22 protein-coding genes are annotated in these 24,502 nt (G+C 37.2%); all 22 read right to left on the bottom strand.

Annotation, left to right across the window (positions count from 1 at the left end):
• Nucleotides 1–195: 195 nt before the first annotated feature.
• Nucleotides 196–2,139, bottom strand: coding sequence for a nucleoside-diphosphate sugar epimerase/dehydratase (locus Q8W26_RS13280; protein WP_101215029.1), 1,944 nt, complete (start codon nt 2,137–2,139; stop codon nt 196–198).
• 348 nt (nt 2,140–2,487) lie between these two features.
• Complete coding sequence (locus Q8W26_RS13275) at nt 2,488–3,447, bottom strand: DHH family phosphoesterase (RefSeq protein ID WP_101215028.1); 960 nt, start codon at nt 3,445–3,447, stop codon at nt 2,488–2,490.
• 89 nt (nt 3,448–3,536) lie between these two features.
• Nucleotides 3,537–4,181, bottom strand: coding sequence for an adenylyl-sulfate kinase (gene cysC, locus Q8W26_RS13270; protein ID WP_101215027.1), 645 nt, complete (start codon nt 4,179–4,181; stop codon nt 3,537–3,539).
• Between the two features lie 48 nt (nt 4,182–4,229).
• Nucleotides 4,230–5,957, bottom strand: a complete 1,728-nt coding sequence (locus tag Q8W26_RS13265; RefSeq protein WP_101215026.1) for an SLC13 family permease — start codon at nt 5,955–5,957, stop codon at nt 4,230–4,232.
• Nucleotides 5,958–6,098: 141 nt separating this feature from the next.
• Nucleotides 6,099–7,499 carry a sulfate adenylyltransferase subunit CysN gene (gene cysN, locus Q8W26_RS13260; RefSeq protein WP_101215025.1) on the bottom strand — a complete coding sequence of 467 codons (1,401 nt, stop codon included), beginning with the start codon at nt 7,497–7,499 and terminating at the stop codon, nt 6,099–6,101.
• A gap of 75 nt (nt 7,500–7,574) precedes the next feature.
• Nucleotides 7,575–8,480 carry a sulfate adenylyltransferase subunit CysD gene (cysD, locus tag Q8W26_RS13255; RefSeq protein ID WP_101215024.1) on the bottom strand — a complete coding sequence of 302 codons (906 nt, stop codon included), beginning with the start codon at nt 8,478–8,480 and terminating at the stop codon, nt 7,575–7,577.
• Nucleotides 8,481–8,626: 146 nt separating this feature from the next.
• Nucleotides 8,627–9,811, bottom strand: a complete 1,185-nt coding sequence (locus Q8W26_RS13250; protein ID WP_101215023.1) for a DegT/DnrJ/EryC1/StrS aminotransferase family protein — start codon at nt 9,809–9,811, stop codon at nt 8,627–8,629.
• Entirely contained in the window at nt 9,804–10,436 is a 633-nt protein-coding gene (locus tag Q8W26_RS13245; protein ID WP_101215022.1) for an acetyltransferase, read from the bottom strand. Before Q8W26_RS13245 ends, Q8W26_RS13250 begins: the two co-directional genes overlap by 8 nt.
• Nucleotides 10,429–11,025 (bottom strand): sugar transferase, encoded by a 597-nt coding sequence (locus Q8W26_RS13240; RefSeq protein ID WP_101215021.1) that lies wholly within the window; start codon nt 11,023–11,025, stop codon nt 10,429–10,431. Before Q8W26_RS13240 ends, Q8W26_RS13245 begins: the two co-directional genes overlap by 8 nt.
• Nucleotides 11,009–12,160, bottom strand: a complete 1,152-nt coding sequence (locus Q8W26_RS13235) for a glycosyltransferase (RefSeq protein ID WP_101215020.1) — start codon at nt 12,158–12,160, stop codon at nt 11,009–11,011. Before Q8W26_RS13235 ends, Q8W26_RS13240 begins: the two co-directional genes overlap by 17 nt.
• On the bottom strand, nt 12,157–12,729 hold the full coding sequence (locus tag Q8W26_RS13230) for an acyltransferase (protein ID WP_101215019.1): 573 nt from the start codon (nt 12,727–12,729) through the stop codon (nt 12,157–12,159). The genes Q8W26_RS13235 and Q8W26_RS13230 overlap by 4 nt, the downstream gene beginning before the upstream one ends.
• Nucleotides 12,726–13,865, bottom strand: a complete 1,140-nt coding sequence (locus Q8W26_RS13225; RefSeq protein ID WP_305473621.1) for a glycosyltransferase family 4 protein — start codon at nt 13,863–13,865, stop codon at nt 12,726–12,728. Before Q8W26_RS13225 ends, Q8W26_RS13230 begins: the two co-directional genes overlap by 4 nt.
• A 32-nt stretch (nt 13,866–13,897) precedes the next feature.
• Nucleotides 13,898–15,169, bottom strand: a complete 1,272-nt coding sequence (gene wzy, locus Q8W26_RS13220; RefSeq protein ID WP_153071517.1) for an O-antigen polysaccharide polymerase Wzy — start codon at nt 15,167–15,169, stop codon at nt 13,898–13,900.
• Between the two features lie 31 nt (nt 15,170–15,200).
• A complete protein-coding gene (locus tag Q8W26_RS13215; RefSeq protein ID WP_101215016.1) occupies nt 15,201–16,235 on the bottom strand; it encodes a glycosyltransferase in 1,035 nt (344 codons plus the stop codon).
• Complete coding sequence (locus Q8W26_RS13210) at nt 16,228–17,733, bottom strand: lipopolysaccharide biosynthesis protein (protein ID WP_305473620.1); 1,506 nt, start codon at nt 17,731–17,733, stop codon at nt 16,228–16,230. The genes Q8W26_RS13215 and Q8W26_RS13210 overlap by 8 nt, the downstream gene beginning before the upstream one ends.
• A gap of 44 nt (nt 17,734–17,777) precedes the next feature.
• Nucleotides 17,778–18,737: a sulfotransferase gene (locus Q8W26_RS13205; protein WP_101215014.1), complete on the bottom strand. Its 960-nt coding sequence runs from the start codon at nt 18,735–18,737 to the stop codon at nt 17,778–17,780.
• Nucleotides 18,734–19,693 (bottom strand): hypothetical protein, encoded by a 960-nt coding sequence (locus Q8W26_RS13200; protein WP_153071516.1) that lies wholly within the window; start codon nt 19,691–19,693, stop codon nt 18,734–18,736. Before Q8W26_RS13200 ends, Q8W26_RS13205 begins: the two co-directional genes overlap by 4 nt.
• A 3-nt stretch (nt 19,694–19,696) precedes the next feature.
• Nucleotides 19,697–20,386 (bottom strand): WbqC family protein, encoded by a 690-nt coding sequence (locus Q8W26_RS13195; protein ID WP_101215012.1) that lies wholly within the window; start codon nt 20,384–20,386, stop codon nt 19,697–19,699.
• Complete coding sequence (locus Q8W26_RS13190) at nt 20,383–21,468, bottom strand: DegT/DnrJ/EryC1/StrS family aminotransferase (protein WP_101215011.1); 1,086 nt, start codon at nt 21,466–21,468, stop codon at nt 20,383–20,385. The genes Q8W26_RS13195 and Q8W26_RS13190 overlap by 4 nt, the downstream gene beginning before the upstream one ends.
• An 8-nt stretch (nt 21,469–21,476) precedes the next feature.
• Nucleotides 21,477–22,340, bottom strand: a complete 864-nt coding sequence (gene rfbA, locus Q8W26_RS13185; protein WP_101215010.1) for a glucose-1-phosphate thymidylyltransferase RfbA — start codon at nt 22,338–22,340, stop codon at nt 21,477–21,479.
• Complete coding sequence (gene rfbB, locus Q8W26_RS13180; RefSeq protein WP_101215009.1) at nt 22,340–23,419, bottom strand: dTDP-glucose 4,6-dehydratase; 1,080 nt, start codon at nt 23,417–23,419, stop codon at nt 22,340–22,342. The genes rfbA and rfbB overlap by 1 nt, the downstream gene beginning before the upstream one ends.
• Nucleotides 23,416–24,441, bottom strand: a complete 1,026-nt coding sequence (locus tag Q8W26_RS13175) for an NAD-dependent epimerase/dehydratase family protein (protein WP_101215008.1) — start codon at nt 24,439–24,441, stop codon at nt 23,416–23,418. Before Q8W26_RS13175 ends, rfbB begins: the two co-directional genes overlap by 4 nt.
• Nucleotides 24,442–24,502 lie beyond the last annotated feature (61 nt).

The following is a 24,502-nucleotide window of genomic DNA, read 5'->3' as shown; positions in this document are numbered from 1 at the left end:
CCGACCTTGGATGATAACGCAGACTTAACGGCACTCATGCCGTGGAATGTGCAGCTCGATTACACGTCAGGCTAGGCACAACGGGTTAGTTGCGCGTTTACGATAAAAACACCTTCAGGATGACTCTTCACAACTAAGAAAACAAAAAAGGTGACTAAAAAGTCACCTTTTAATAAAGTTGCAGAAAATAGAAGACTAATTCACTTTTTTCAAATCAACAATCTCAGCTGTTCGAGTCTCACCTTTGTGTTTTTGCTGCCACACTAAATCACAAATGCCATCCGTTGGGTTAAAGCCAGTAGGCGCACTTAACAATAATTCACGGATTCTTTCGTGTTCAAAGTTATGACAAGCATCATCCAATTGCGCTAATAATGGCTCAAGCTCATCCCATGACAGCATAACCTCCTGCGCTGTCATAATGCGCTCATGATTAGTCCCACTAACATTATCACCAATCAATAGCTCTTCATAAAGCTTTTCACCAGGGCGTAAACCAGTACACTTAATTTTAATATCCCCATTTGGGTTTTTAGCATCTTTAACACTAAAGCCACTTAAATGAATCATCTTACTTGCCAAGTCAAAAATCTTAACCGACTCGCCCATATCAAGCACAAAGACATCACCCCCCTTACCCATTGCACCCGCTTGTATTACTAGCTGTGATGCTTCAGGAATCGTCATAAAAAAGCGGGTAATATCAGGGTGAGTTAAAGTAACTGGACCACCCTCTTTAATTTGCTTACGAAATAACGGTACAACAGAACCAGAAGAACCAAGCACATTACCAAAACGAACCATACAAAAACGCGTACTATCTTGTGTTTTAGACAATGCCTGAAGTACTAACTCAGCCATTCGCTTGGTTGTACCCATCACATTAGTAGGACGAACTGCTTTATCAGTAGAGATTAAAACAAAGGTTTCTACATTGGCATTAATCGCCGCACAAGCAGTATAATAAGTACCAAAGATATTATTTCTAACCCCTTCAACCACATTGTGCTCAACCAAAGGCACATGTTTATAAGCGGCCGCATGATAAACCGTTTGCACAGCAAAGCTTCTCATCACCATCTCAATACGGTTTGTGCGCTGAACCGAGCCTACCATTGGATAAATTTCAACATCCAAGCCTTTCTGCTGCTTATATTCATTAAGTTCTTTATCGATAGAATATAAGCCAAACTCAGATAACTCGAACAAGACTAGCTTAGTCGGCTTTAAGCGTAAAATTTGGCGACATAATTCTGAACCAATAGAACCGCCAGCTCCTGTGACCATGACTACTTTACCAGTGATATCAGCAGTCATGAGATCTTTTTTAGGCGCAACAGGATCCCGCCCAAGTAAATCTTCAACCCCGACATCTTTAAACTCTTCAAGCTTTGCATGGCCTTTGACTAAATCAGCCATCCCCGGTGTTGTTTGCACTTGAACAGGTAAAGGCTCTAGCTGAGCTAATATTTCTTTACGGCGAGAGCGGCTAGTGCTGGGAAGTGCCAGAAGCACCTTTTCAATACTTTTATCTTCGACTAAGCTTTCAATTTTACTTGGCGAATAAACATGAATACCTTGCATATCGTGCCCTTGCACCGCCTTGTCATCATCAACAAAAGCAACAGCATGATATTCAGGTCCTTGGGCCAAAGCAGTCGCTAATTGACGCCCTGCTGAGCCAGCACCATAGATCAGTACAGAAGCCTTTTTATGCCAACGTTGATGACCGATTAGCGCACGGACAGCGATGCGCGAGCCACCGACAAAAATAAGGCAAAAGCACATAAAAATGAATGGGACAGTTCTTGGCACACCTGCATTAAAGAAAAATGAAAAACCAATAAATGTAAGAGCTGATATTAAGCTTCCCGTTGCAATAGCCCAAACAGCATGCATATTCATGTAACGTAGAACAGCACGGTAAAGACCAAGCTTAATAAATGCCAGTAAACTAACAGGTAACACGCCAAGAAACACCGCCCAATACTTTTGTTCAAATATTGGTGTAACAGTGTCTAAACGCATAAAGAATGCCAACCAAAAAGCACAAAACAAAAATATTGAATCAATTAGTAATGTAATTAATCTCTTTTTTGAGCGCGACAACTGCAACATAGGTGTAAAGTAACTTCGCATGTTACCCCCTTAAGACTTTAATATTCAATTTTAATTACCTTCCTACTATTTTACTTTAAAGAGGTTATTTCAATAGTAACTAAAACCTTAGCGGTATCAACCATGGCCGTTACTGTATCATTTTCTTTCAGTTTTTAGGCGGATATTCATCCATGCTTTAAGTTTTTGGCTCAATGAATACCTAGTATGAATAGCACTTATTATAGAATGCAGACGGTACAGAAAATGCCTTGTCAATGATACAGATCTCTATTGTCTTTAACAATCTATATAAGTTGGCTCGATCTTACGCCATTTATTTAATTATGAGCTCAACCCCCACAGGGGCAACCATGACTTTCAAAATTTTTAACTAGTGTAATAATCACTCAACACTCTAATAAACTCACTTAATTCTGACCTGTCTAAATGATTAATGCCTGCAGCTGCAGTACGTCCGCCACCCGTTTTAAAATGAGAACAAACAATATCTGCACCTTGCTTATTCAACAATGGCGCACGAACACTTACCGTGTAGCCACCTTCGTTATTGTAAGAAATAACAGCATGAGCTTTGCTTGGTGATTGATTAGCTAAATCATTCCCTAATACACCACTGACTCGACGAGACCAAGCTGCGTCCTCAAGTAAAATAACTTTAGCTACCTTTGAATCAAATAACACTTCTGCAGCACGCGATTTTTCCATGTCATAATCATAGGCAGTTGATAGCTTGTGATAAACAGAGTCAACTTTATTGATAACATCAAATGGCGATGAGTAGGCTAATAACATTTCAAATAGCTCGGTAGGAGGGTAATGCAAGTCACTTACATCGTTGCCATAACTATTGTAATTAATGTAGGTACCAAACGCTTTCAGTTGCTGTTTCTGCTGTAATGTTAACCCAAGCTTGTCCGCTTCTTCATCCGCTTTAGCAAAAAGATTATCGCCATAAGCAGCTGTGATAGCCCACAAATGAAACTCGTTATCTAAAAGCTTACTAATAATTAGACTAGTACAAGTATTTGCATCCAAATCTATATAAGCTTTTAAATTGTCGGACTTCGGAATATCTCCCGTTCTATGGTGATCAACATAAAAAACATCAGCTCCCATAACTAAGGCATTATTTAACGCTTCAAGATTTTTCTCCATAGAAATATCAAGTACACGTATAGTGTCACCTGCTTTAACATCTACTCGTTTAAGTAAAGCAATATCGCGCTTAACGCCAGTAATTTTCACACTGTTAGTTGGGTTATAAAGTTGTAACTGTAGTAATGCGATTATGCCATCAGCATCACCATTAAAAACATCATACTGCATCAGGTATTCCTTAAAGTTTGGTTTTATCCTTATTTTGATTTAATTCTGGATTTTACCATAAGCTATTTTGCTATAGTGTGAATAAATCGTTAGCCAATAGGGCTTTTTGCCACAAACCCTTGTTTCATTAAGAAGTTCACAATTTGTACAGCGCACTGTTCAATTGACTGCTCAGCCGTTTTCACATGGACTTGCGGAAACTCGGGAACATCATAGGTTGAATCAACTCCCGTAAAATCTTTTATCTCACCTGCCCGCGCTTTTTTATACAAGCCTTTAGGATCGCGCTGTTCACAAATACTTATAGGTGTATCGATGAACACTTCAATAAACTCACCATCCTCTAACTTTGCTTTAGCTAACGCACGGTCACTCGAAAATGGTGAAATAAAAGCAGTTGAGACAATAAGACCAGCATCTAGAAATAATTTAGCCACTTCTGAAATACGGCGAATATTTTCAACACGGGCTTCGTCACTAAAACCTAAATCACCATTGAGGCCATGGCGCACATTATCCCCATCAAGTAAGTAACTATGACAGCCTAGCTTAAATAACAACGCATCAACGGCATTAGCTATGGTAGATTTACCTGAGCCACTTAGACCGGTGTACCAAAGTAACACAGGCTTTTGTTTTTTTAATTCAGAACGTTGTTTTTTACTGATATGTTGTTCGTGCCACACGGTGTTTTTTGTTTTTTGACTAACGGCTTCAATATTGGCTATTTTCATAGTGATTCTCATACTTAATAGTTCATTGTAATGAATAAACAAGGGAAATTAAAAAGGGTAAACTAATGGTATCGTTACAATCACGCTGATACAGTATATTATCGAAATAGGTAAACCAAACTTAACAAAATCAGTTAATTGATAATTGGCGGCGTTATATACCATCACATTAGTTTGGTAGCCATAAGGGCTGATAAAGCTACCACTAGCAGCAAACGCAACCGCCATCACATACGGCATAGGATCAACCCCAAGCCCCATGGCTATATTGTAGGCAATAGGAAAAGCTAATGCTGCAGCAGCGCTATTGGTGATAAGTTCTGTCATTATTAAGGTTAAAACAAAAATCAACACAAAAGATAAATAGACACTTTGACCTTGCAAGAAACCTTCAATATATTGTGCAAACATAGTGGCAATGCCAATGTTTTCTATGGCAGATGCTAAAGTTAACGCACCCAGTACTATCATCCATATCTCTAATGGAAAACGACGTTTTATTTCATTAACAGTTAATGCTCCACAGAAAATAAGAAAAGCAAGATAAAAGAACAAACAGGTCAATAAGGGTAATGACGTAAATACCGACACTAATATACTAACAATAAAGCCCCATACAGTTGAATGATCACGCCAACCACTGAGAATATTCTCAGCTTGATGGCCTGACAAAATATAAAAGTTTTTAGATAGGTTAGGGCGAGTACAAAAATCTTGGCCAACTGCAAGTACTAAGAAATCGCCGGGTTGCAACACAATATCACCAAGCTTGCCTGACAAAGCGCCCCCCTCTCGCCTAACAGCAACCACAGCTGCATCAAATCGCGCTCTAAAACCAGATTTTTTAAGCGTTTTTCCGACTATGGCAGAGTCGGACTTAACCAAAACTTCAGTCAAGTTATCACGTAACAAATCATCTTGCTCGGCAAATAAATTCAAGCCATCGAACTGCTGCAAGGTTAATACTTTAGAAATATCACCACTAAAGATAAGTTTATCTTTATCTTGCACTACTTCATCTGGGGTTACAGGGGAAATCAGCTTACCATGACGTACAATCTCAACTAAAAATAACGAGTCGAGATTTCTTAAACCATTACCCTCAATACTTTTTCCTATAAGCGCCGAGCTTGTTGCCACCTCAGCCTCCAGTAAATAATCATCAGTAGCTAAGTCATCATTTTCTAATAAAGGAAGTGCTCTACTTCGTAGTATAATAACTAATAAACATAAAGCTAAAGCCACTAAGCCGATTAAGCTAAAATCAAAGAAAGAAAAGCTCTGCTGGCCTTGTTTTATCAGTAAACTGTTTACGATAAGGTTGGTTGAGGTACCAACTAGCGTGAGTGTACCACCTAAAATAGCGGCAAATGATAGTGGAAGTAGGAGCTTACCGGGGTTGATAAGCTTATTTTTTTTCACTGTGTTAATAAGGGTAGCCACTACTGCAGTGTTGCTCATAAAAGCTGAGGCAAAAGCAGTGCCGAGCAGAAGCCGCAGAGTAGACTTAATTTTTGAACCATTAAAGACGCCAGAAGATAAGCGCCTTAGGATGCTCGTTCGCTCAAAGGCAAATGAACAAAGTACTAATAAAACGAGGGTAACTAAGCCTGGATTAACCGCATTAGTTAAAATATCATCAACACTGACAAAGGAAAGTGCCAAGCACAGTAAAACTGTCACAGAAAAAACACGCTCTGGAACTTGGCTGTATTTAACTAAGCTGATAAAAGTGATAATAAAAATCCCAACCATCAACCATTGCTCAAGTGACATATTGTATCCATATCTAAGAAGTTTAAAAGCTTGCTGAAGCTATAAAAAAATAAAAAGGCTATAAGGCAATAGCCTTACAGCCTCAAGGTTCCCGCCTGTAAATCATTTATTTAGTAGGCGGAATTTTAATCTCGCTTTGTGCTATTTAGTAATGTCTCGTGCACCCCAGTGTGGGTATTGCTTACGAATTAATGCATTTAATTCTAACTCAAACGCTGTATACTCATGAATTTGTTCGTCAACAGCATGGTTTATCATACCGGCACCTACTGTAACATTGCTTATTCTATCAATAATGATAAACGCACCTGTACCGCGATTTTTTTGATAATCATCAAAGTGCAAGGTTTCGCCAACAACAAAATCAACCGTACCTATATCATTGACAGCTAATTGTGAAGCAGGCAACTTTTCCATAGTATTAACATCGTATTTACTAATAATTTTATTAGCGTGACCAGTAGTCATTTTACTACCGTGTTTGATGAAATACTCACGCCCTGGCTCTAACTCATTCTCATGCATCCATACTACAGTTGCATTAAGGTCTTTAGCTGACGTTGGCAAACTACCCTTTTTAACCATGATTTCGCCGCGGCTAATATCAATTTCATCTTCAAGCGTGAGTGTTACAGCCATGCCCTTATCAGCACGCTCTAAACTCCCATCAAAGGTGACAATGTCTTTAACAACACTCACTTTTCCTGAAGGCAGTGCAACGATCTGATCACCTACAAGAACGTGGCCTGAGGCTATAGTGCCGGAAAATCCGCGAAAGTCTAAATTAGGACGATTAACATATTGCACTTGGAAGCGAAACTCAGTGAATTCACTTTGATCTTTTACATCCATGGTATTCAGTAGCTTCATTAATGTAGCTCCTGGATACCAAGGCATGTTTTCACTTTCCTCAACAACATTATCGCCATTTAACGCAGACATAGGCACAAAGCGTACATCAGAAAATTTAAGTGACTCTGCAAAGTCACGATATTCTTTTTTTATGGCCTGATAACGCTCTTGTGAGTAATCAACTAAGTCCATTTTGTTAACCGCAACAACAATGTGCTTAATACCTAATAAAGAACAAATAAAAGAGTGACGACGTGTTTGTGTTTGCACACCATAACGTGCATCAATCAAAATAATGGCAATATCACAGGTCGATGCCCCCGTTGCCATATTCCGAGTATATTGCTCATGGCCTGGAGTATCAGCAATAATAAACTTACGTTTATCTGTTGAGAAATAACGATAAGCAACATCGATAGTGATGCCCTGTTCTCGTTCGGATTGTAAACCGTCAACTAATAAAGCTAAATCAACAGCTTCACCTGTAGTACCTGATTTTTTTGAATCTTTTTCAATAGCGGCAAGTTGGTCTTCAAAAATCATTTTTGAATCATGCAATAAACGACCAATTAGGGTGCTTTTACCGTCATCTACACTGCCACAGGTTAAAAACCTGACTAACTCTTTGCTTTCATGCTGCTTTAGATAAGCTTGAATATCATCTTCAATTAAGTCTGATTGGTGACTCATAATCTTGTCCTTGGAAATTTTTTATCAAATAAAATGTCATGCAGAAAAGTTTCTCTTTTACATAAAAGTAAAGACTTAGAAATAACCTTCCATCTTTTTCTTTTCCATAGAACCCGCGCTATCATGATCTATTACACGCCCTTGACGCTCTGAAGTTTTTGTTAATAACATTTCCTGAATAATTTCAGGTAAAGTGCTTGCTGTAGACTCAACAGCTCCCGTCAAAGGATAACAACCAAGTGTTCTAAAGCGAACACTCTTCATTTGAATTTCTTCACCTTCTTCAATTGGCATGCGATCATCATCTACCATGATTAACGTACCATCACGTTCAACTACTGGGCGCTTCTCAGCTAAATAAAGCGGTACAATTGGAATACTTTCCAAATAAATATACTGCCAGATATCAAGCTCAGTCCAGTTAGATAATGGAAAAACACGAATGCTCTCGCCTTTTTGAACTTTACCATTATAGATATTCCATAACTCTGGGCGTTGACTTTTTGGATCCCAACGGTGGTTGCCATCACGGAATGAATAAACACGCTCTTTTGCACGTGACTTTTCTTCATCGCGACGTGCGCCACCAAAGGCAGCATCGAAACCGTATTTATTTAGAGCTTGCTTTAAACCTTGAGTTTTCATTACGTCAGTATGTGTAGCACTACCGTGAGTAAACGGTCCCATTCCCATCTCAATTCCTTCAGGGTTTTGATGTACTAGGAGTTCAAAATCATAGTCTTTTGCCATTTGGTCACGAAAGGCAATCATCTCTTTAAATTTCCAATTTGTATCAACATGCAATAACGGGAAAGGAATTCTACCTGGAGCAAAGGCTTTGCGAGCCAAGTGGAGTAATACAGCTGAATCTTTACCGACAGAATACAACATCACAGGCTTATCAAATTCAGCCGCTACCTCACGAAAAATATGGATAGATTCTGCTTCAAGTTTTTTCAAATGGGTCAAATTAGTAGTCATATTAATAGTTACTTTTAAGTTTAATAATAAATTTTAGATTCATTCAATAGTGCAATCAATATTAATTTGCGAAGTTGGTAGATGTAATCCCCAAAAGCAAGAACGTTTCACACATCTCTTATAGAGTATTTATTCTCACTTCCTTTTTAAGCTTTATCTTTACACGCCAACCTAAACACTTTATTAATAACAATAACCGTTTTAGTAATCTCAGCTTGAGTCAACGTGGGATGAACCAAAAACATTAAGCTCGTCTCCCCCAGCTCAACTGCATTGACTAAACGTTTCTCAGGTCTAAACTCGGTCCCATCAAAGGCCTTCTCTAAATAAACTTCAGAACAGCTACCTTGAAAGCAAGGAACGCCAGCGGCAACAATTTCATTTACGATACGATCTCGCGTCCAACCGTCTGCAAGCTTTGAAGGTTCTACAAACATATAATGCTTATATTCAGCATGCTCTATATATTCAGGGTTCTCAACTAAACGAATTAACGAATATTCATTTGCTGCACTATCCAGCTGCTTCGCATAATTCTGACGAATAGCAGTCCAGTCGCTCATTCTAGTTAGCTGAATACGGCCAATGGCTGCTTGCATCTCAGTCATGCGCCAGTTGGTACCAAAGCTTTCATGTAACCAACGAAAACCAGGAGGGTGCTCACTATTATAGATCGCATCCCATGATTTACCATGATCTTTATAACTCCACATCGTTTTCCACAATGCTTCATCGTTAGTCGTGACCATCCCACCTTCACCACCAGTAGTCATGATTTTATCTTGGCAAAAAGACCAAGCACCAACATGACCGATAGAGCCTACCGAGCGCCCTTTATATTTCGCGCCATGCGCCTGAGCACAATCTTCAATTACATAAAAGCCATACTGTTCGCTAAGCGCCATGATTTCATCCATTTCCGCAGGCATACCAGCTAAGTGGACGACAATCACAGCTTTCGTATTCGGTGTTATTACAGCCTCAATCGTTTGTGCAGTAATATTCTGGCTATTTAAATCAACATCAGCAAAAATGGGTTTGGCACCTGCTGTTACAATACTCGATGCAGAGGCTAAAAAAGTTCGCGGTGTAGTGATCACTTCATCTCCTACACCAATACTCAAAGCTTTAAGCGCTATATCTAAAGCTAAAGTTCCATTACCTAGCGCAACCGCATATTTACTATCAGCAAAGCTGGCGAACTCTTTCTCGAACTCACGGCCTTCTTGACCAGTCCAATAATTGACTTTATTCGATAGTAATACATTTTTTACGACATCAGTTTCTTCTTTTGTGAAACTAGGCCACGGGGAAAAGGGAGAGTTAAGCATTGTTATCCTTGATAGCTTTTGCAGGAACTCCACCTACGGTAGTTCCTTTTGAAATGTCATTTACAACTACACTGCCAGCGCCTATCAATACATCAGACTCTATAGTGATCAGTTGACGAATATTAGAGCCGATACCTACCCAAGTTCGTTTTCCTATTATTGTACCACCCGCAACTGCGGCACAAGGACAAACATGCACAAAGCATTCCAACTTGCAATCGTGCTCAATGACTGCATTAGAGTTAATAATACAACCAATGCCAATAGAGGCGAACGCATTAACTACCGCACCAGGCATAATTACACTGCCTCCTCCGATGCTGGCATACGAACTAACGATGGCGGAAGGGTGTTGGAGAATTGGTGTGTAAATATTTAATTCATTTAATTGATTAGTTATGGACTCTCGGGCCTTTGCATTTCCAATAGCGACTATTGCACCACAATATAAATCGTTATCATTAATAAAGTCTTTAAATACCCCATTAATTGGCCAGTGCTCAACCTTGAGTTTACTAGGGTAAGCATCATCAAAAAAAACAACATCAAAGCCAAGAGTTACCGCTAAGTCTGCAACAACTTTACCATGACCACTAGCGCCAATAACTGCTAATACTTTACTCATTTGACGACCCTTTGAATGGCTCTATAGTGACATGACCGTCAGCACTAATGCCTTCACGGTTGAACACTTTCTTAACCGTTAGCAATAGTATCTTTAAATCCAACCAAAAATTATGATTATCAACATACCAAACATCAAACGAAAACTTCTGTTCCCAACTAATTGCGTTGCGACCATTAACTTGCGCCCAACCAGTAATTCCAGGCCTAACATTATGACGCCGGTTTTGTTCTGTACTGTAAAGTGGTAGGTATTCTACCAACAAGGGACGAGGACCAACTAAACTCATCTCCCCCTTTATCACGTTAAATAGGCCTGGTAATTCATCTAAACTGGTTGAACGTAAAAAGCTACCAAAAGGTGTCATGCGTTGTTCATCAGGTAAATAGTTACCTTGCTTATCAGTTGCATCTAACATCGTACGAAACTTCATCACATTAAACTCTTTGCTACCTAAGCCGGGGCGCGGTTGGCGAAATATAATAGGGGAGCCGAGTTTAATTCTAACCAAAACGGCTACAATAAGAAATACAGGCAGTAAAGCGAGAAAAGCACTTAAACTGAAAAATAAATCAAAGAGCCTTTTCATTGGAAAACTCCTTCTCATAAGCCAACCATACATCAACAGAGTTGAAGCTATCAAGTGTATAACGTTTCATTTCAGGGTACTTACCTCTAGAAGCTTTATTAGAATCCAAGAAAGGAATTATAGCTTCAGAAATAGAAAGGGAGTCTTTAAATGGAAACAACCGCCCTGTTACCCCATTTTTTATACTGTCAGTTACACCAACAACATTATATCCAAATGACGGCACATTAAAGCTAGCAGCTTCTATTGCAACGTTTCCAAAACCTTCTCTATGAGACAAAAACAAATGTAAATCAGCAAGATGAAAAAACGGTCTTACGTCTGAGGTTTGATTAAAATGAAAAAAGTTATTGCACTTTGACAACTCTTTAATTAAATATTCAGAGTGTGAATCCTCTGTTTTACCAACACAGATAATTTTAAAATGTTCATGTTTTTTTAGTGATTCAAATATTTCTTTTAGCTCTACTATTCCCTTATCAATACATATACGACCGACTGTTATCGCGATAAAGTCTCTTTTTGGGTTGTAATTAATATCTGCTTTAAGCTTTTGAATTACTTTTTCTTCTATGGAGCCGTTAACCCATTCTATATCGATACCATTAGACGAACCATTCCCAACAACTTTAGAAGAAGATGTTTTAACCAAACCACCTTGTAAATATGCATTGCGTAGTGAATGCGAGATAAATAGGATTTTAGAGCTTGTTTTAATTGTTATTCGATCAAGGCATTCGAAAAGTTTACGTTTTAAACCGTTATAATTTTCATAGGCTCTACCTCTAACAATTGCAATTCGACTCGGTTGAAAGGTTAGCCATGATGCTAAAGACCCAAGTAACATAGCTTTAGGTGTTGAATAAACTACAATGTCTTGCTTATTATTAAAGAGATAAATAATTAATTTAAGCAAACAGCTGATATCATTAAGCAGTTTAATTGTTCTAGAAAATGGAATGTACTTTATTTTACCCACGCCTCTGCTTTTAAGGAATTCCAGCTGTTCATGCTCTCCTCCTGAAATAAGAGTAATATCATACTTGTTTAACGATTGTATAAACTCTAACTGTCCCTTCATTAAAAAGTTAAATGAAATCGCATCAGTTACAATAAAGCAAATTTTCTGTTTCATATTTTTATATCGTGTTTACTATTTATTGCTGAAGGGTTGTCCAGCCTCTCTTTAATATACCTTGCGGGAACTCCTGCTAATACACTATTATCTTCAGATGACTTTGTTACAACACTATTAGCAGCTACCAAATTACCTTTCCCTACAGTAACACCAGCGGCAACGACAACATGAGACGCCAACCAAGTTCCGTAACCGACAAAAATAGGTGTGGGGTGAGCCCCACCTCGTTTGACCGAACCATCTTTAAACCCGTGATTGTTTGAAGAAATAACCACGTACGGTGCAAGTACAACTTCATTTTCAAAAGTGATACCCCCTATAGCATTTATCCAGCAGCCTTTGGCTATATAAACATCGCTCCCTAAGTACAAACGATTGACAGACAATAAAGTAACATCTCTCCCTAAAGTAAACCTCTTTGGCCTACCAGGCAGAAAGATTGAAACTAGTCCTCCCCTAATCCTTATACAAATAGATATATCTGGGAGCCAAGAAGTTAAAAAAAGAATTAACCATATTGGTAATCCATACCTTAACTGATAATGCAGTTCTTTAATTATATTCATTTATATAACTCGCTCCAAAAATCTACTTTTCTTTTATCCAAAACACAACGCGAATAATTACTTTCAATAAATGATAGGTTCTTAGCCCCCATTCTACCTCTCTCCTTACAATCATTGGCAATACCATTAATAAGTTTTGCCATATTGGAGGGCGCCTGTGGCTTAACAAGGTATTTGCCTTGAATTACCTCAGGGATACCTCCGACTGAAGTACCTATACAAGGCATCCCTAGTGCCATAGCCTCGAGTAAAGATCTAGGCATACCCTCAGTATGCGATGGAATAACAAATAAGTCACTAGCGGTAATTTGTGTAAACAATTGCTCTCTATCAGTAATTGCACCATGGAATATCACATTAACACCTAAATCTTTAGCCATTTTTTCTAACTTAGGTCTTTGTGTTCCATCTCCGATTATATTTAGTTCAATATTGCCCTCTAGATAACTTAAGCTATTTATAAGATCTAAATGACCTTTCTCTCCTTCTAATCTTCCTACACTAACAACTTTAAAAAAGTTACCTGCACTGTATTCTTTCTTACGGAATACAATTTCATCTAGATCGAAACTAGAGAAAACATAACTAGGTTTTTGTGAACCGTATAACTTCTCACAATATTGGCTTACAAAGCTGTTTGCCTTTGAAAATTTAGACTGAACTTTAGCTATTGAATCTAAAAACATCGCAAGTAACTTGATCTTTAGGCTATTACCACCAAAGCCAACAACCCCTTCATATATATTTCCAGGGTACTCCCTAACATATTTTTTTTTATACAAAACAGTCCACACCCAAAGAAGGTTAGACACATTACCACTCCTCAAAATAAAATAATCTGAGGATCTTACTATCTTTTTAGAACATATTAAAAGTGAGGGTAAAGTCTTAAAAAAAGATCTCACTCCAATATAATAAGGAAGTGTATTAAATAAAACTCCTTGCCCATCAACTCTCTGAAAACTATCATCAATAGAATCAACAACCTTTGCACGAGCTATTATTGTAACTTCATGAAAGTAGTTTAGATAGTTTTTCCAATAAGCGTATGGGAAAGACAGTTGAGTATACAACTTTCCATCATATATAAAGAATCTGTGCTCTAAAGCTACTGATACTTTCTTTTCAGTTAACATATTTTTCCTAATAAAATTAAAACCCATCAAAATTAGCTTTTTTGTATAAAACGAATGGAAGATCTACACAAAATCAAAATGACTACAGGTAACAAACCCACTTTAATTACCCCAGCTAACAGATTTGCAAAATCAGCTCTAAGTGCATAAGAACATGAAAATAGTACGGTAATATAGAGGTAAATATTAAGTGAGCTATCACTAGCAACCTTCGCAGTCCATTTTAATAACACACCAATCGACAGACCCAGAAACAACAAGCCAAAATACCAAAAAGTAAAATACATTTCACCTAACAAGCTAAAGCCAACCCCAGATCCTCCCGTACGACCTACAATTTTTTCACCGAAAAGGCTTGCAGAAGAGTGCTCATAAAGTTTAAAGAAACGTAAAATATCATTAACTAACATATTTCCATATACATCGAGCATTCTATCTTTGAACTCAAGCATCCAATAAAAATTACGACCTTGTGACATGAATTCGCCACTAAATAATGAAACAATCAAGTTATCAAAACCAATGAGCTGCACCGATTGCTCTGAATTATAGCCCAATACCCCTTTTAGACTTTGAGATAAAGGAGCCAAAATAAAGCCAGAAACAAACGAAATAATAGTTACTTTATTGCTTACTTGATTGGTTATATATAAAAAGAAAAGAATCAGTAAAAATGCCCGTATAAAAAAATCTCTTTCACCTGAGACTAAGTAAAAAAATAAGAATAATAATATGAAAGATACCATCTTAACTCTTATACACTTTTGGCTACTTGTTATATATATAAAAAGAAATGCTAAAAAATAATAGGTGAGCGCATTAAATACCCCTGCAGTATTTAATTCATATTTATTAACATTACCTGAACCTAAAACATCTATTAGAGCAATTAAAAAGAAGGGAGCAAACACCAAACTTAGAGTTCCACTCAACTTTTTGAAATCATTTGACTGAAAGTATTGAAAATCAGCTTGTTTGATACGACTAGGTCCTAATATAAATTCAGCAATCAACAACCCTAAGTAAGTAAAAAAGCCTGACATAATAAGAATAAAGTGCTGTTCATAACCAACATTATACATGCCAGTCATTAGCTCCAAGCATGAAAAACTTATGACATAGAAATAAAGGAACAACCCGAAAAAAGGAAGAGGTTCAAATAATGACTTACAACCAGACCAAGAGGGAAAATAACATAATGAAAAAAGAAAGATACTTATCACAATTGGGAGGTCGAATAAGCTAATAAAGCCCATTGACAATATCGTCAATGCAATTAGTACTAATGCAAGTTTACTATTCATGTTACGACTTACCGTTATCCGGAATATAAAATTACTTTATTAGAAAAAAGTTAAATAAACACACATTTAGACTAAATAGGATTACCTGTCTAAAGTTTAAAAATTTTTTTTTCTTCCAACTGAGTTTTATAAAGTGACGAGCTAATTGAATATCTTTAATATGTATTGCTTTATATGCACCAATTAAAAAATATTTAGAAAGTACCATATCAAGGCTCACGCCTACTTCGCCTTGGTCCCCATTTTTTAAAGCTGTTATTGCATTCTCATGACCATACACAAAACTTTCGATAGCCGCCCTTTTAATTTTGTTTTGTTTACTGCTCCAACTATTCTTACTTTGTACTCGATATACACAAGTTTGAAAGTTTAAATACTGAGCCCCTCCCGTACCACTTAACATTTGAATATAATAATCACCAACCGGAGCATTAGAAAACCAATTTGGTAAATTGGCTAATATTGACTTTCTGAGAAAAATAGATGCTGTCGGGATAAACCCGCTTCCCCCCTTGACTATATCGATGAATGGGACAAGCGTATCTTCTTTAAAGTGCTCACATATTTTTGAAGTTACTTGTGAACCGCTTGCTGTATAGGCTGGAGTAAAACATAAGTTTACATTCGTTTTTTGTTCAAGCGCGTTGTATTGTCTTTGAAGCTTTGTCGGTTCAATCCAAAAGTCATCCCCTTCACATAATGAACAGTACTCGCCTTTAGCATAAGCTGAGCTTAAAACCGTAGGTTTTTTCCCTTGAGAATATTGATTTTCAGTTTGAATAACAGACCTGAAAATATGCGGATAAAGTGCTGTATACTCTCTTACAATATCACTTGTACCATCAGTGGAGGCATCATCATGCACGATCACCTCAAAAGGAAAGTCAGTTTTTTGGATTAAAAAGCCTCTAAAAGTGTCTTCTATATAGCTTAATTGATTATATGTATGACAAAGTACACTCACTACCGGCTGGTTAATATCCCCTTGCCAGTTAAGCATGATCTCTGATTCTGTAGGTAATGATTGAGACCTAAAATCTTTTATATCAAATACTTTTTCAGGCATATAGCTTCCTCCTTATAATATACTGTAATGCGATCGAGCTTGTTAGTAGCATGGTAAATATTGTTATTGTTACTAAGGAAAAAAATAATGTTAACCTCTCCATATCAACCATTAATGGATAGAGTGAGTTTATACAAAAGATAACAGCCACTGCGATTAAAAACGGGGACAATACATCTTTAAGCAGCCATTGAATGTGTATACCTGGAGCAAATTTGTGATGGATAAAAGCAACCCATACAATTAACGAAAATAAGCGAAAACCAAACCATACCCAACCGACACCCAAAGCACCGTAATAAGTAGCGGCATACACTATAAGGGGCACATTAATTAACACAGAAAATGTGTTCCATCGAACATGGTATTTAAGCTCACCATGCGCATATTGTAAGAAATACTGAAAAGTCATAATCGCTAAGATCATGCTACCTAAAACAAACACCGGCATTATAGGGCTCACCCAAGCCGCTGCCTCTTTATTTCCGGTCCAAGTATAAACCACAACTTCGGCATTAAACGCAATTACTAAGCCTAACGGAAAAATAAAAGCAGCAACACATCGTGTTGCAGTTCTGTATAAAAGTAACATTTGCTGTTCTTTTCCATCAGATAGCATCCCTGTCATTCTTGGCAATAATGCTTTTGTTACAGGACTGGCAAGCATTGTCATACCACCAACAACAACACCAACTAGAGTAAAATAACCATATTCTGATAATGTTAAATATTTTGATAGCAATAGTTTATCTAGTTGAGTTAGCAGCACCCAAATTGCACTAGTGTAACCAACACTTAACGCAAATGGTGCAATGCGCTTAAGCTCACGTAATGAAAACCGCTTTACATTTTCTAAATTTTTACTTGGTAACAAGCTACGCATTTTAAAGCGAATGATAGATACTTCAAACAAAACAACTGCTAATTGGAAGTAAAAATATGCCAATATGTCACCATCGGCATAGATAATTAATAATAATGCCCCGGGGAAGCGAAGCGTATTGATAATAATATCGGTAATGTTCATCCATACTTGCGCTTCGTATGCATTTATTCCACTACGATTAATGGAAGCAACCCAGCGTACAGCGATTATAATAGCCATAATACTAATAGCTGTTGTAACAATATCTACATTTAATGTTTCGACGGTTAACCAGTCCGATACAATCCAGTCCTTAGCCATAAACAAAGTTATACTTGCTATCAAGGCAATTACTGTAAATGTGATCTCTAAAGAATTAACAACAGTTAGTAACCGCCAATGCTCTTCTGCTTTATTTTTAAGGCGCGCTATTTCACGCCCTAATGTCGGTGTCATCCCCACATCAAGTAAACTAAGCCATGCTTGTATTAACGTAAAGAAGCCCACTAACCCGTAGGCCTCAGGTCCCATATATTGCAAGAATATCGGTAAAATTAGAATACCGATAAATGTAACGTAGAGTTGTCCAATGTAATTAAACGCCACATTTTTTTTAAGTGATGGGGTTCTCATCTAATAAAACCTATTATTTTCGTCCGTAAAAAATGGCGTGCCTCTTACTTAGAACGATCATTTTCAACAAATTTATCATAAGCTTTTTGTAAATTCTTCAGAATACCCACATCTAACTGCTCAACATTACCATTTTTTATTTGAGAAACAGACTCAACGGTTAAGTTGATATTTAATTGATAATTATTTTCCGAATACTTATTTTTCAATCGAGTAAAAATACTCTGTGGTGAGCTTACAAAGTCTTCATATTTAATTTCTAGTTTAGATTCTTGTGGAAGCTTAGATAACGCCTCTTCAATTGCCCTATTGGTATAATAAACTTGACCTGCAATCTGGCTAAATACATCCATATCTATTAATGAAGCATATTCTTTAGGCTTTGCTGACCACCAGCAGTTTTCTGACCCCCGCTCTTTTATCCGCGCTTTATAAATAGACTGCATCACATATAGCTCATTTCTTTTAATATATAAAAATATAGAGTCCTTAAGCTGTGAATTAAAATAATCGATGTTGTATTGCATCATTAAGCCTTTATTTATGAAAGGCTTATTATAAAATGTAGTTATTACATCAATTTGCTGAGATAAAGCATCACAATCAACGCACTCAAGTTCTGCTTTTTCTAAATGTTTTATATCTAAGTTAGGGAAGAACCTGCGGTAAAAATGGAAAAACTCATTGGTATTCAATGCTCCATTGCTTCTTCCGTAATCAGATACGTAATCGATGATATTATTCTCTTGTACTAAACCGAAATCCTGATTAAATAATAGCTCTTGAATAACAGTTGCTAACTCCATCGAAGATGAAAACCTTGTTAAACAATTCGTAGGATATGCAAATGCTCCACTCTCTGAAAGGTGTTGCAATAATGCCGTAGTACCGCTCCTAGGGCAACCAACTATGTAGGTTGTGGGTATATTATTCTTATTTGTTTTTTCAACCTCTATTCCACTAGCAAGTGATTTAAAGGTACTAATTAGTTCTAGTTCGTTCATTTTAACGCCATCATATTATTTACAGATTCAATAATTAATTCAATTTGTTCTGTGTCTAATCGTTCATCAATGGGGAGAAACAAGGTAGTTTCAAACATATCCTGACCTACTTCACCGCTATATTTACTACACCAATACCTAGGCAAATAAATAGCCTTATCGATAAGCTGTTTACATATTTGATCAACTTTAAACGCAAGTTTTAATGGATAACATAGTGGTATTTGATCGTGTATAGGGAGCTGTAATTGATTTAAAGAGTTAAACCTTGTATATAAGAGTTCATAGTTACGTTGTCGCTTTTCTTTAATGACTCTTATGTCAGTACACTTAATAAGGTATTCAGATATTACTGACATTCTTTTTGGTGTGAAGCTTTCAAGCGCTTGCTCTGCGTCTAGAAACATGGTATACCCTTCAGGCGCATAGCCTGAAGCTCTCAGCAATAAGTGGCCAGTATATTTACTTGCATCAAAAAATTCTTTAGGCATATTAATATGTTTTGATGTTCGTAAAAGCCCACCGTCCGGTATGCCCAAAAATTTACGCGGAGAATAAATACTTGTAGTGCCTTCTATGTGTTCACAAAATAAAGCTTGTGAGTTGTCAATAACATATAGCTCTGGCTCAGAAGTGATTAACTCTTTAATTTTTTTATTCAATAAACCAAAGTAGTTAACCAGTAATACTTTACAACAACTTTTTCTTATCAGCTTTAAGCTCTTTTCCGGTAAAAGCTGTTCATTAATCGAGTAAAACTCAACCTCGATATTCAAGGATTCCAGAGCAGGAAAAATACTATCACAAATATAATTGGGTACATAAAGGGTTTTTACCTTAGTTGCGCTCAAATATGCATATAAAGCAGCCCGTGCAGATTGAAATTGGTAGGCTTCAACATCTAACTTTGTATTCAAGCAGGTCAATGATAACTGGTTGTATCCTCCAATAGCCATCGATTAGACCAGCTTGTATTTAGTTAGTAGATTGACAGTATCTGCCTTACTGTTATTCATTAATACATCAATCATAGATAAATGAGGAATAAACTCTTCAGAGTTTTGCGCGTATATAAACTTATCCATTTCAATAAACGATAGTTCAACCCCTTTTGACGAAAAATATTCCTTATTGTAAAGTGACTTACCTCCAGGACTATTTGTATATGCGCTTACTTTTAAAAGCTCTGTCATAGCTATCAGCTTATCTGCAGCAGATAAACTACGATCGTACTCAAGCTGACTTGAATAGTAAGATTCTTTGTTAAAACCCAAATATTCAAACACTAACAAAATGCTTTTAGCACAAACGTGTGCTACGCTTCTGTTTTTATCATTCAATACCGTTTCAATAAGTGGAAATACCTCTTTAAAATAAGGTGATTTTTTATAACTTTGCTCAATCGTTTTAAGTACCTTCCTTACATTACCATCAAAATTCAGCTCATTAATCAATACATTAGACGACATCCCAGGTACTGGTATGGTAAAGCGTTGCGCTTTACCATTGGAAAGAATGTTATTACGATTAATATAGCCTCCTTTTATAAAGGTTACATCATCGTAAAAAACAAATTTATCTGCCGCGTGCACTAGTTGATAATACCCAATGTAAGGAAATAAGTAAGGTTGCATGACAGCCAATTTCATTTTATTGTCTCTTTAATTATTTGCGTTATATTTTTAATGCCATTTAAATTCATATAACCATGTAGGGGTAAACATATAACGCCACCTGCTACTCTTTGACTCTGTACACAATCAAACTTTTTTTGTTCACCAAAAACGGCATCTAGCGATGGTGTAAAATAACGACGGCTCTCTATACCATTTTTAGATAATGCCTCTATCACTTTTCTCTGGCTATCTACGTCAGCGATATAAATGGGCATATACGCACCATTTAAGGTTGTATCAATATGCCAAGTAGGCATTTCAACATACTCTTTAAGTTCGTCACGGTAACTACGAAATAACTCAGCGCGACGGGCTATAACTTGCTCTATATCATCAAGTAACGTTAAGCCAACCGCACACTGATATTCATTTAACTTAGCGTTAATTCCAGGCTCCCCTAAGCTGCCATCAGCCTGAATACCAAAGTTAATTAATCGCTTGGCTTTTTCATAGTCTTTTCTATGCTTAAAAACAATGGCGCCACCTTCTACTGTATGAAATACTTTGGTGGCATGAAAACTCAATGTGCTTGCATCACCAAAGTTAAGTACCGATTGTTCACCTATACTCACACCGAATGCATGGGCTGCATCGTAAACGGTCTTGATAGAGTGTTTATTGGCAACATCAGCAATTCCATTAACGTCACATGGGTTGCCATAAACATGGGTAGCGACTACTCCATCGTAGTTGCTTTCAGGCTCATTTAACGCATCATCAAGTGCTGTAGGGCACAAGTTATAAGTTTGTGGATCAATATCGCTAAACGCAGTATCTATCCCTTGCCACAATAACGAGCTAGTTGTCGCTACAAAGCTAAAAGGTGTAGTAATGGCAGAATTAATATTTAATACTTTGCAAGCCACTTGAAGTGCGAGTGTTCCATTAGATACAAGCAGTAAGTTTTTAACACCTAGGTATTCTTCTAAACGTGAAGTTAGTTGATCATGTAGTGGGCCAAAATTTGTATACCAACCACTGTTATTTACTTCTGATAAGTACTTCGTTAACGTTATCAAATCAGGCTTTAAAGGTTGATTTAATTTTATTGTCATTTTAAATATTAACCTAATAAGCTCATTAAATATGGCCCATAACTATTCTTCATCATTGGTTTTGCCAATGATTCAATCTCTTCAGCTGAAAGCCAATTATTGTTGAATGCAATTTCTTCTAAGCAGGCTATTTTAAAACCTTGACGATGTTCTATAGTTTGTACATATTGCCCCGCTTCAAGTAAAGAATCATGTGTTCCTGTATCTAACCACGCAAAACCACGACCCAGCATTTCTACATTAAGTTCACCCTTTTCGAGATAAGCGTTATTTACGCAAGTTATTTCTAACTCTCCTCTAGCTGACGGTTTAATTGATTTTGCAATATCTACAACACTATTATCGTAAAAGTACAACCCTGTTACTGCATAGTTTGACTTAGGCTTTGTAGGCTTTTCTTCGATAGAAAGTGCTTTGTTGTTATCATCAAATTCAACTACACCAAAACGTTCAGGGTCTTTTACTTGATAGCCAAAAACCGTCGCACCTTTCTCTCTTTTAGCAGCATTCAAAAGTTTAGGCGTAAAGCCTTGGCCATAAAAAATATTATCACCTAAAACTAGGCAGACATTGTCACTACCTATAAACTCTTCACCAATAATAAAGGCTTGTGCAAGGCCATCCGGACTAGGTTGTACTTCATACGAAATATTTACACCAAACTGTGAACCATCAGATAATAAACGCTGATAGCCACTAATGTCTTCAGGCGTAGAAATAATTAAAATATCTCTGATACCCGCTAACATAAGCACAGATATCGGATAGAATATCATTGGCTTATCATAAATAGGTATTAGTTGTTTCGATATCCCTTGAGTAATAGGATAAAGGCGCGTGCCTGAGCCGCCCGCTAATACAATCCCTTTCATTATTCTGCTCCTAAACGTTCACGTTGATATGAACCATCTTGTACTCGTTTACACCACCCGCTGTTCGCTAAATACCACTGGACTGTTTTCTTCAACCCCGTCTCAAAGCTTTCACTAGGCGTCCAGTTTAATTCTTTTTCAATTTTGCTTGCATCTATAGCGTACCGAACATCATGACCCGGTCGGTCAGTAACAAAAGTAATCAAACTGATAAAACCATCTTTGTTACCGCTAGCCTTAGAATAACTATTTTCAGGAACTAACTCCTCTAAGAGGTTACAAATGGTTTTAACAACATCAATATTAGCCTTTTCATTATGTCCACCAATATTATAAGTCTCTCCAACCTTTCCTGTGGTTGCGACTAAATACAACGCTCTTGCATGATCTTCAACATATAGCCAATCACGAATTTGTTGACCATCACCATAAATAGGCAATGCTTTACCATCTAATGCATTCAGTATCATTAATGGTATTAACTTTTCAGGGAAGTGGTAAGGTCCATAATTATTTGAACAATTAGTTATCACCGTTGGTAAACCATAAGTTCTAAGCCACGCTCTCACTAAATGATCACTTGCTGCTTTTGAAGCTGAGTAGGGTGAGCTTGGTTCATATGCGGTTGTTTCAGTGAATAAATCTTCAGGGCCTTCAAGGTCACCATAGACCTCATCAGTAGAGATATGATGAAAACGGAATGCCGACTTATCTTGTTCGGTTAAAGACTGCCAATATTTACGAGTTGCCTCCAATAACGTATAAGTACCCACTATATTAGTTTGAATAAACTCTCCAGGGCCATCTATTGAACGATCAACGTGTGACTCAGCCGCTAAGTGCATAATCACGTCTGGCTTATACTTTGATAGAACACGGTCTAATTCAGATCGATCACATATATCGATTTTCTCAAAGTTATAACGGTCAGAATTTTCAACAGCAGTAAGAGACTCTAAGTTTCCTGCATAAGTCAGCTTATCAACATTGACGACTTCATCAGTTGTATTCTCTATAATATGGCGAATAACGGCAGATCCAATAAATCCAGCGCCGCCTGTAACTAATATTTTATTCATTGATTTAAAAAACCTTTGTACCAAGGCATCGCTTTAGCTATACCTTCCAATATACGAAACTCTGGTTGGTAACCTAAGTTATTTGATGCTTTTGACACATCAGCTTGAGAATGACGTACGTCCCCCGCTCTAAAATCTTGATAAATAGGAGCTGAAGTTGCTTCAATCTCATTCTGTTGCAATGCAAGCTGAATTGCTTCATATAATTCGTTCAACGTTGTTCTATCACCTACAGCAACATTATAGACTTCATCTTTCGCTTCATCAGGTGCTGTGGCAGCGAGAATATTCATTTGAACGGTATTTTCGATAAAACAGAAATCACGACTTGTTTCACCGTCACCATTAATAAATACATCTTCGCCTTTAATCATTGCTGCTGTCCATTTAGGGATTACAGCTGCGTAAGCGCCATTAGGATCTTGTCTTTGCCCAAAAACATTAAAGTAACGTAGGCCAATTGTCTTAAATCCATAAGTACGCGCGTATACGCCTGCGTAGAGCTCATTCACATATTTTGTGACAGCATAAGGAGATAACGGATTACCAATGTTCTCTTCTACCTTTGGTAGTGCAGGGTGATCACCATAGGTTGAACTACTAGCAGCGTATGTAAAGCTTTCTACATTATCTTCTTTTGCTGCTTGAAGCATATTAATAAAGCCAGTTATGTTTGCACCATTTGTCGTTAGCGGATCTGCTATTGATCTTGGAACAGAACCTAATGCAGCTTGGTGTAATACATAATCGACTCCAGAAACGACTTTTTCACAATCAGCATAATTGCGAATATCACCTTCAATAAAACTAAAGCGTTCCCACTGTTTATTTTCAACGAGGGATTGTACTTCATCCAGGTTGCGTTGATGGCCTGTAGCAAAGTTATCTAAACCAATTACTTTTTGATTTAATTTTAATAGGGTTTCTAATAGGTTAGACCCAATAAAGCCTGCAACACCTGTAACTAACCAAGTTTTAGGGTTTTGTAGGAGTTCTAGTTTAATTTCATCGTAACGGGACATGGTTGGATTCCATCAATGTGAGATAAGTGGATAGAAGGAACCTTTGTTTAAGGTCCCTTAC

It is taken from the genome of Psychrobium sp. 1_MG-2023 (assembly GCF_030689115.1).
In the GTDB taxonomy this organism is placed as follows: domain Bacteria; phylum Pseudomonadota; class Gammaproteobacteria; order Enterobacterales; family Psychrobiaceae; genus Psychrobium.
This window is presented reverse-complemented; position numbering and strand designations above follow the sequence as displayed.

What these genes read in the sequence shown, in the direction of transcription:
- Q8W26_RS13200 (WP_153071516.1), bottom strand. Translation starts at nt 19,693, where the DNA reads ATGGCTATTGGAGGATACAACCAGTTATCATTGACCTGCTTGAATACA.
- Q8W26_RS13250 (WP_101215023.1), bottom strand. Translation starts at nt 9,811, where the DNA reads ATGCTTAACTCTCCCTTTTCCCCGTGGCCTAGTTTCACAAAAGAAGAA.
- Q8W26_RS13195 (WP_101215012.1), bottom strand. Translation starts at nt 20,386, where the DNA reads ATGAAATTGGCTGTCATGCAACCTTACTTATTTCCTTACATTGGGTAT.
- wzy (WP_153071517.1), bottom strand. Translation starts at nt 15,169, where the DNA reads ATGAATAGTAAACTTGCATTAGTACTAATTGCATTGACGATATTGTCA.
- Q8W26_RS13215 (WP_101215016.1), bottom strand. Translation starts at nt 16,235, where the DNA reads ATGCCTGAAAAAGTATTTGATATAAAAGATTTTAGGTCTCAATCATTA.
- Q8W26_RS13275 (WP_101215028.1), bottom strand. Translation starts at nt 3,447, where the DNA reads ATGCAGTATGATGTTTTTAATGGTGATGCTGATGGCATAATCGCATTA.
- Q8W26_RS13265 (WP_101215026.1), bottom strand. Translation starts at nt 5,957, where the DNA reads ATGTCACTTGAGCAATGGTTGATGGTTGGGATTTTTATTATCACTTTT.
- Q8W26_RS13210 (WP_305473620.1), bottom strand. Translation starts at nt 17,733, where the DNA reads ATGAGAACCCCATCACTTAAAAAAAATGTGGCGTTTAATTACATTGGA.
- Q8W26_RS13235 (WP_101215020.1), bottom strand. Translation starts at nt 12,160, where the DNA reads ATGAAACAGAAAATTTGCTTTATTGTAACTGATGCGATTTCATTTAAC.
- cysD (WP_101215024.1), bottom strand. Translation starts at nt 8,480, where the DNA reads ATGACTACTAATTTGACCCATTTGAAAAAACTTGAAGCAGAATCTATC.
- Q8W26_RS13225 (WP_305473621.1), bottom strand. Translation starts at nt 13,865, where the DNA reads ATGTTAACTGAAAAGAAAGTATCAGTAGCTTTAGAGCACAGATTCTTT.
- Q8W26_RS13190 (WP_101215011.1), bottom strand. Translation starts at nt 21,468, where the DNA reads ATGACAATAAAATTAAATCAACCTTTAAAGCCTGATTTGATAACGTTA.
- cysN (WP_101215025.1), bottom strand. Translation starts at nt 7,499, where the DNA reads ATGAGTCACCAATCAGACTTAATTGAAGATGATATTCAAGCTTATCTA.
- cysC (WP_101215027.1), bottom strand. Translation starts at nt 4,181, where the DNA reads ATGAAAATAGCCAATATTGAAGCCGTTAGTCAAAAAACAAAAAACACC.
- Q8W26_RS13205 (WP_101215014.1), bottom strand. Translation starts at nt 18,737, where the DNA reads ATGAACGAACTAGAACTAATTAGTACCTTTAAATCACTTGCTAGTGGA.
- Q8W26_RS13175 (WP_101215008.1), bottom strand. Translation starts at nt 24,441, where the DNA reads ATGTCCCGTTACGATGAAATTAAACTAGAACTCCTACAAAACCCTAAA.
- Q8W26_RS13240 (WP_101215021.1), bottom strand. Translation starts at nt 11,025, where the DNA reads ATGAAAAGGCTCTTTGATTTATTTTTCAGTTTAAGTGCTTTTCTCGCT.
- rfbB (WP_101215009.1), bottom strand. Translation starts at nt 23,419, where the DNA reads ATGAATAAAATATTAGTTACAGGCGGCGCTGGATTTATTGGATCTGCC.
- Q8W26_RS13245 (WP_101215022.1), bottom strand. Translation starts at nt 10,436, where the DNA reads ATGAGTAAAGTATTAGCAGTTATTGGCGCTAGTGGTCATGGTAAAGTT.
- Q8W26_RS13280 (WP_101215029.1), bottom strand. Translation starts at nt 2,139, where the DNA reads ATGCGAAGTTACTTTACACCTATGTTGCAGTTGTCGCGCTCAAAAAAG.
- Q8W26_RS13230 (WP_101215019.1), bottom strand. Translation starts at nt 12,729, where the DNA reads ATGAATATAATTAAAGAACTGCATTATCAGTTAAGGTATGGATTACCA.
- rfbA (WP_101215010.1), bottom strand. Translation starts at nt 22,340, where the DNA reads ATGAAAGGGATTGTATTAGCGGGCGGCTCAGGCACGCGCCTTTATCCT.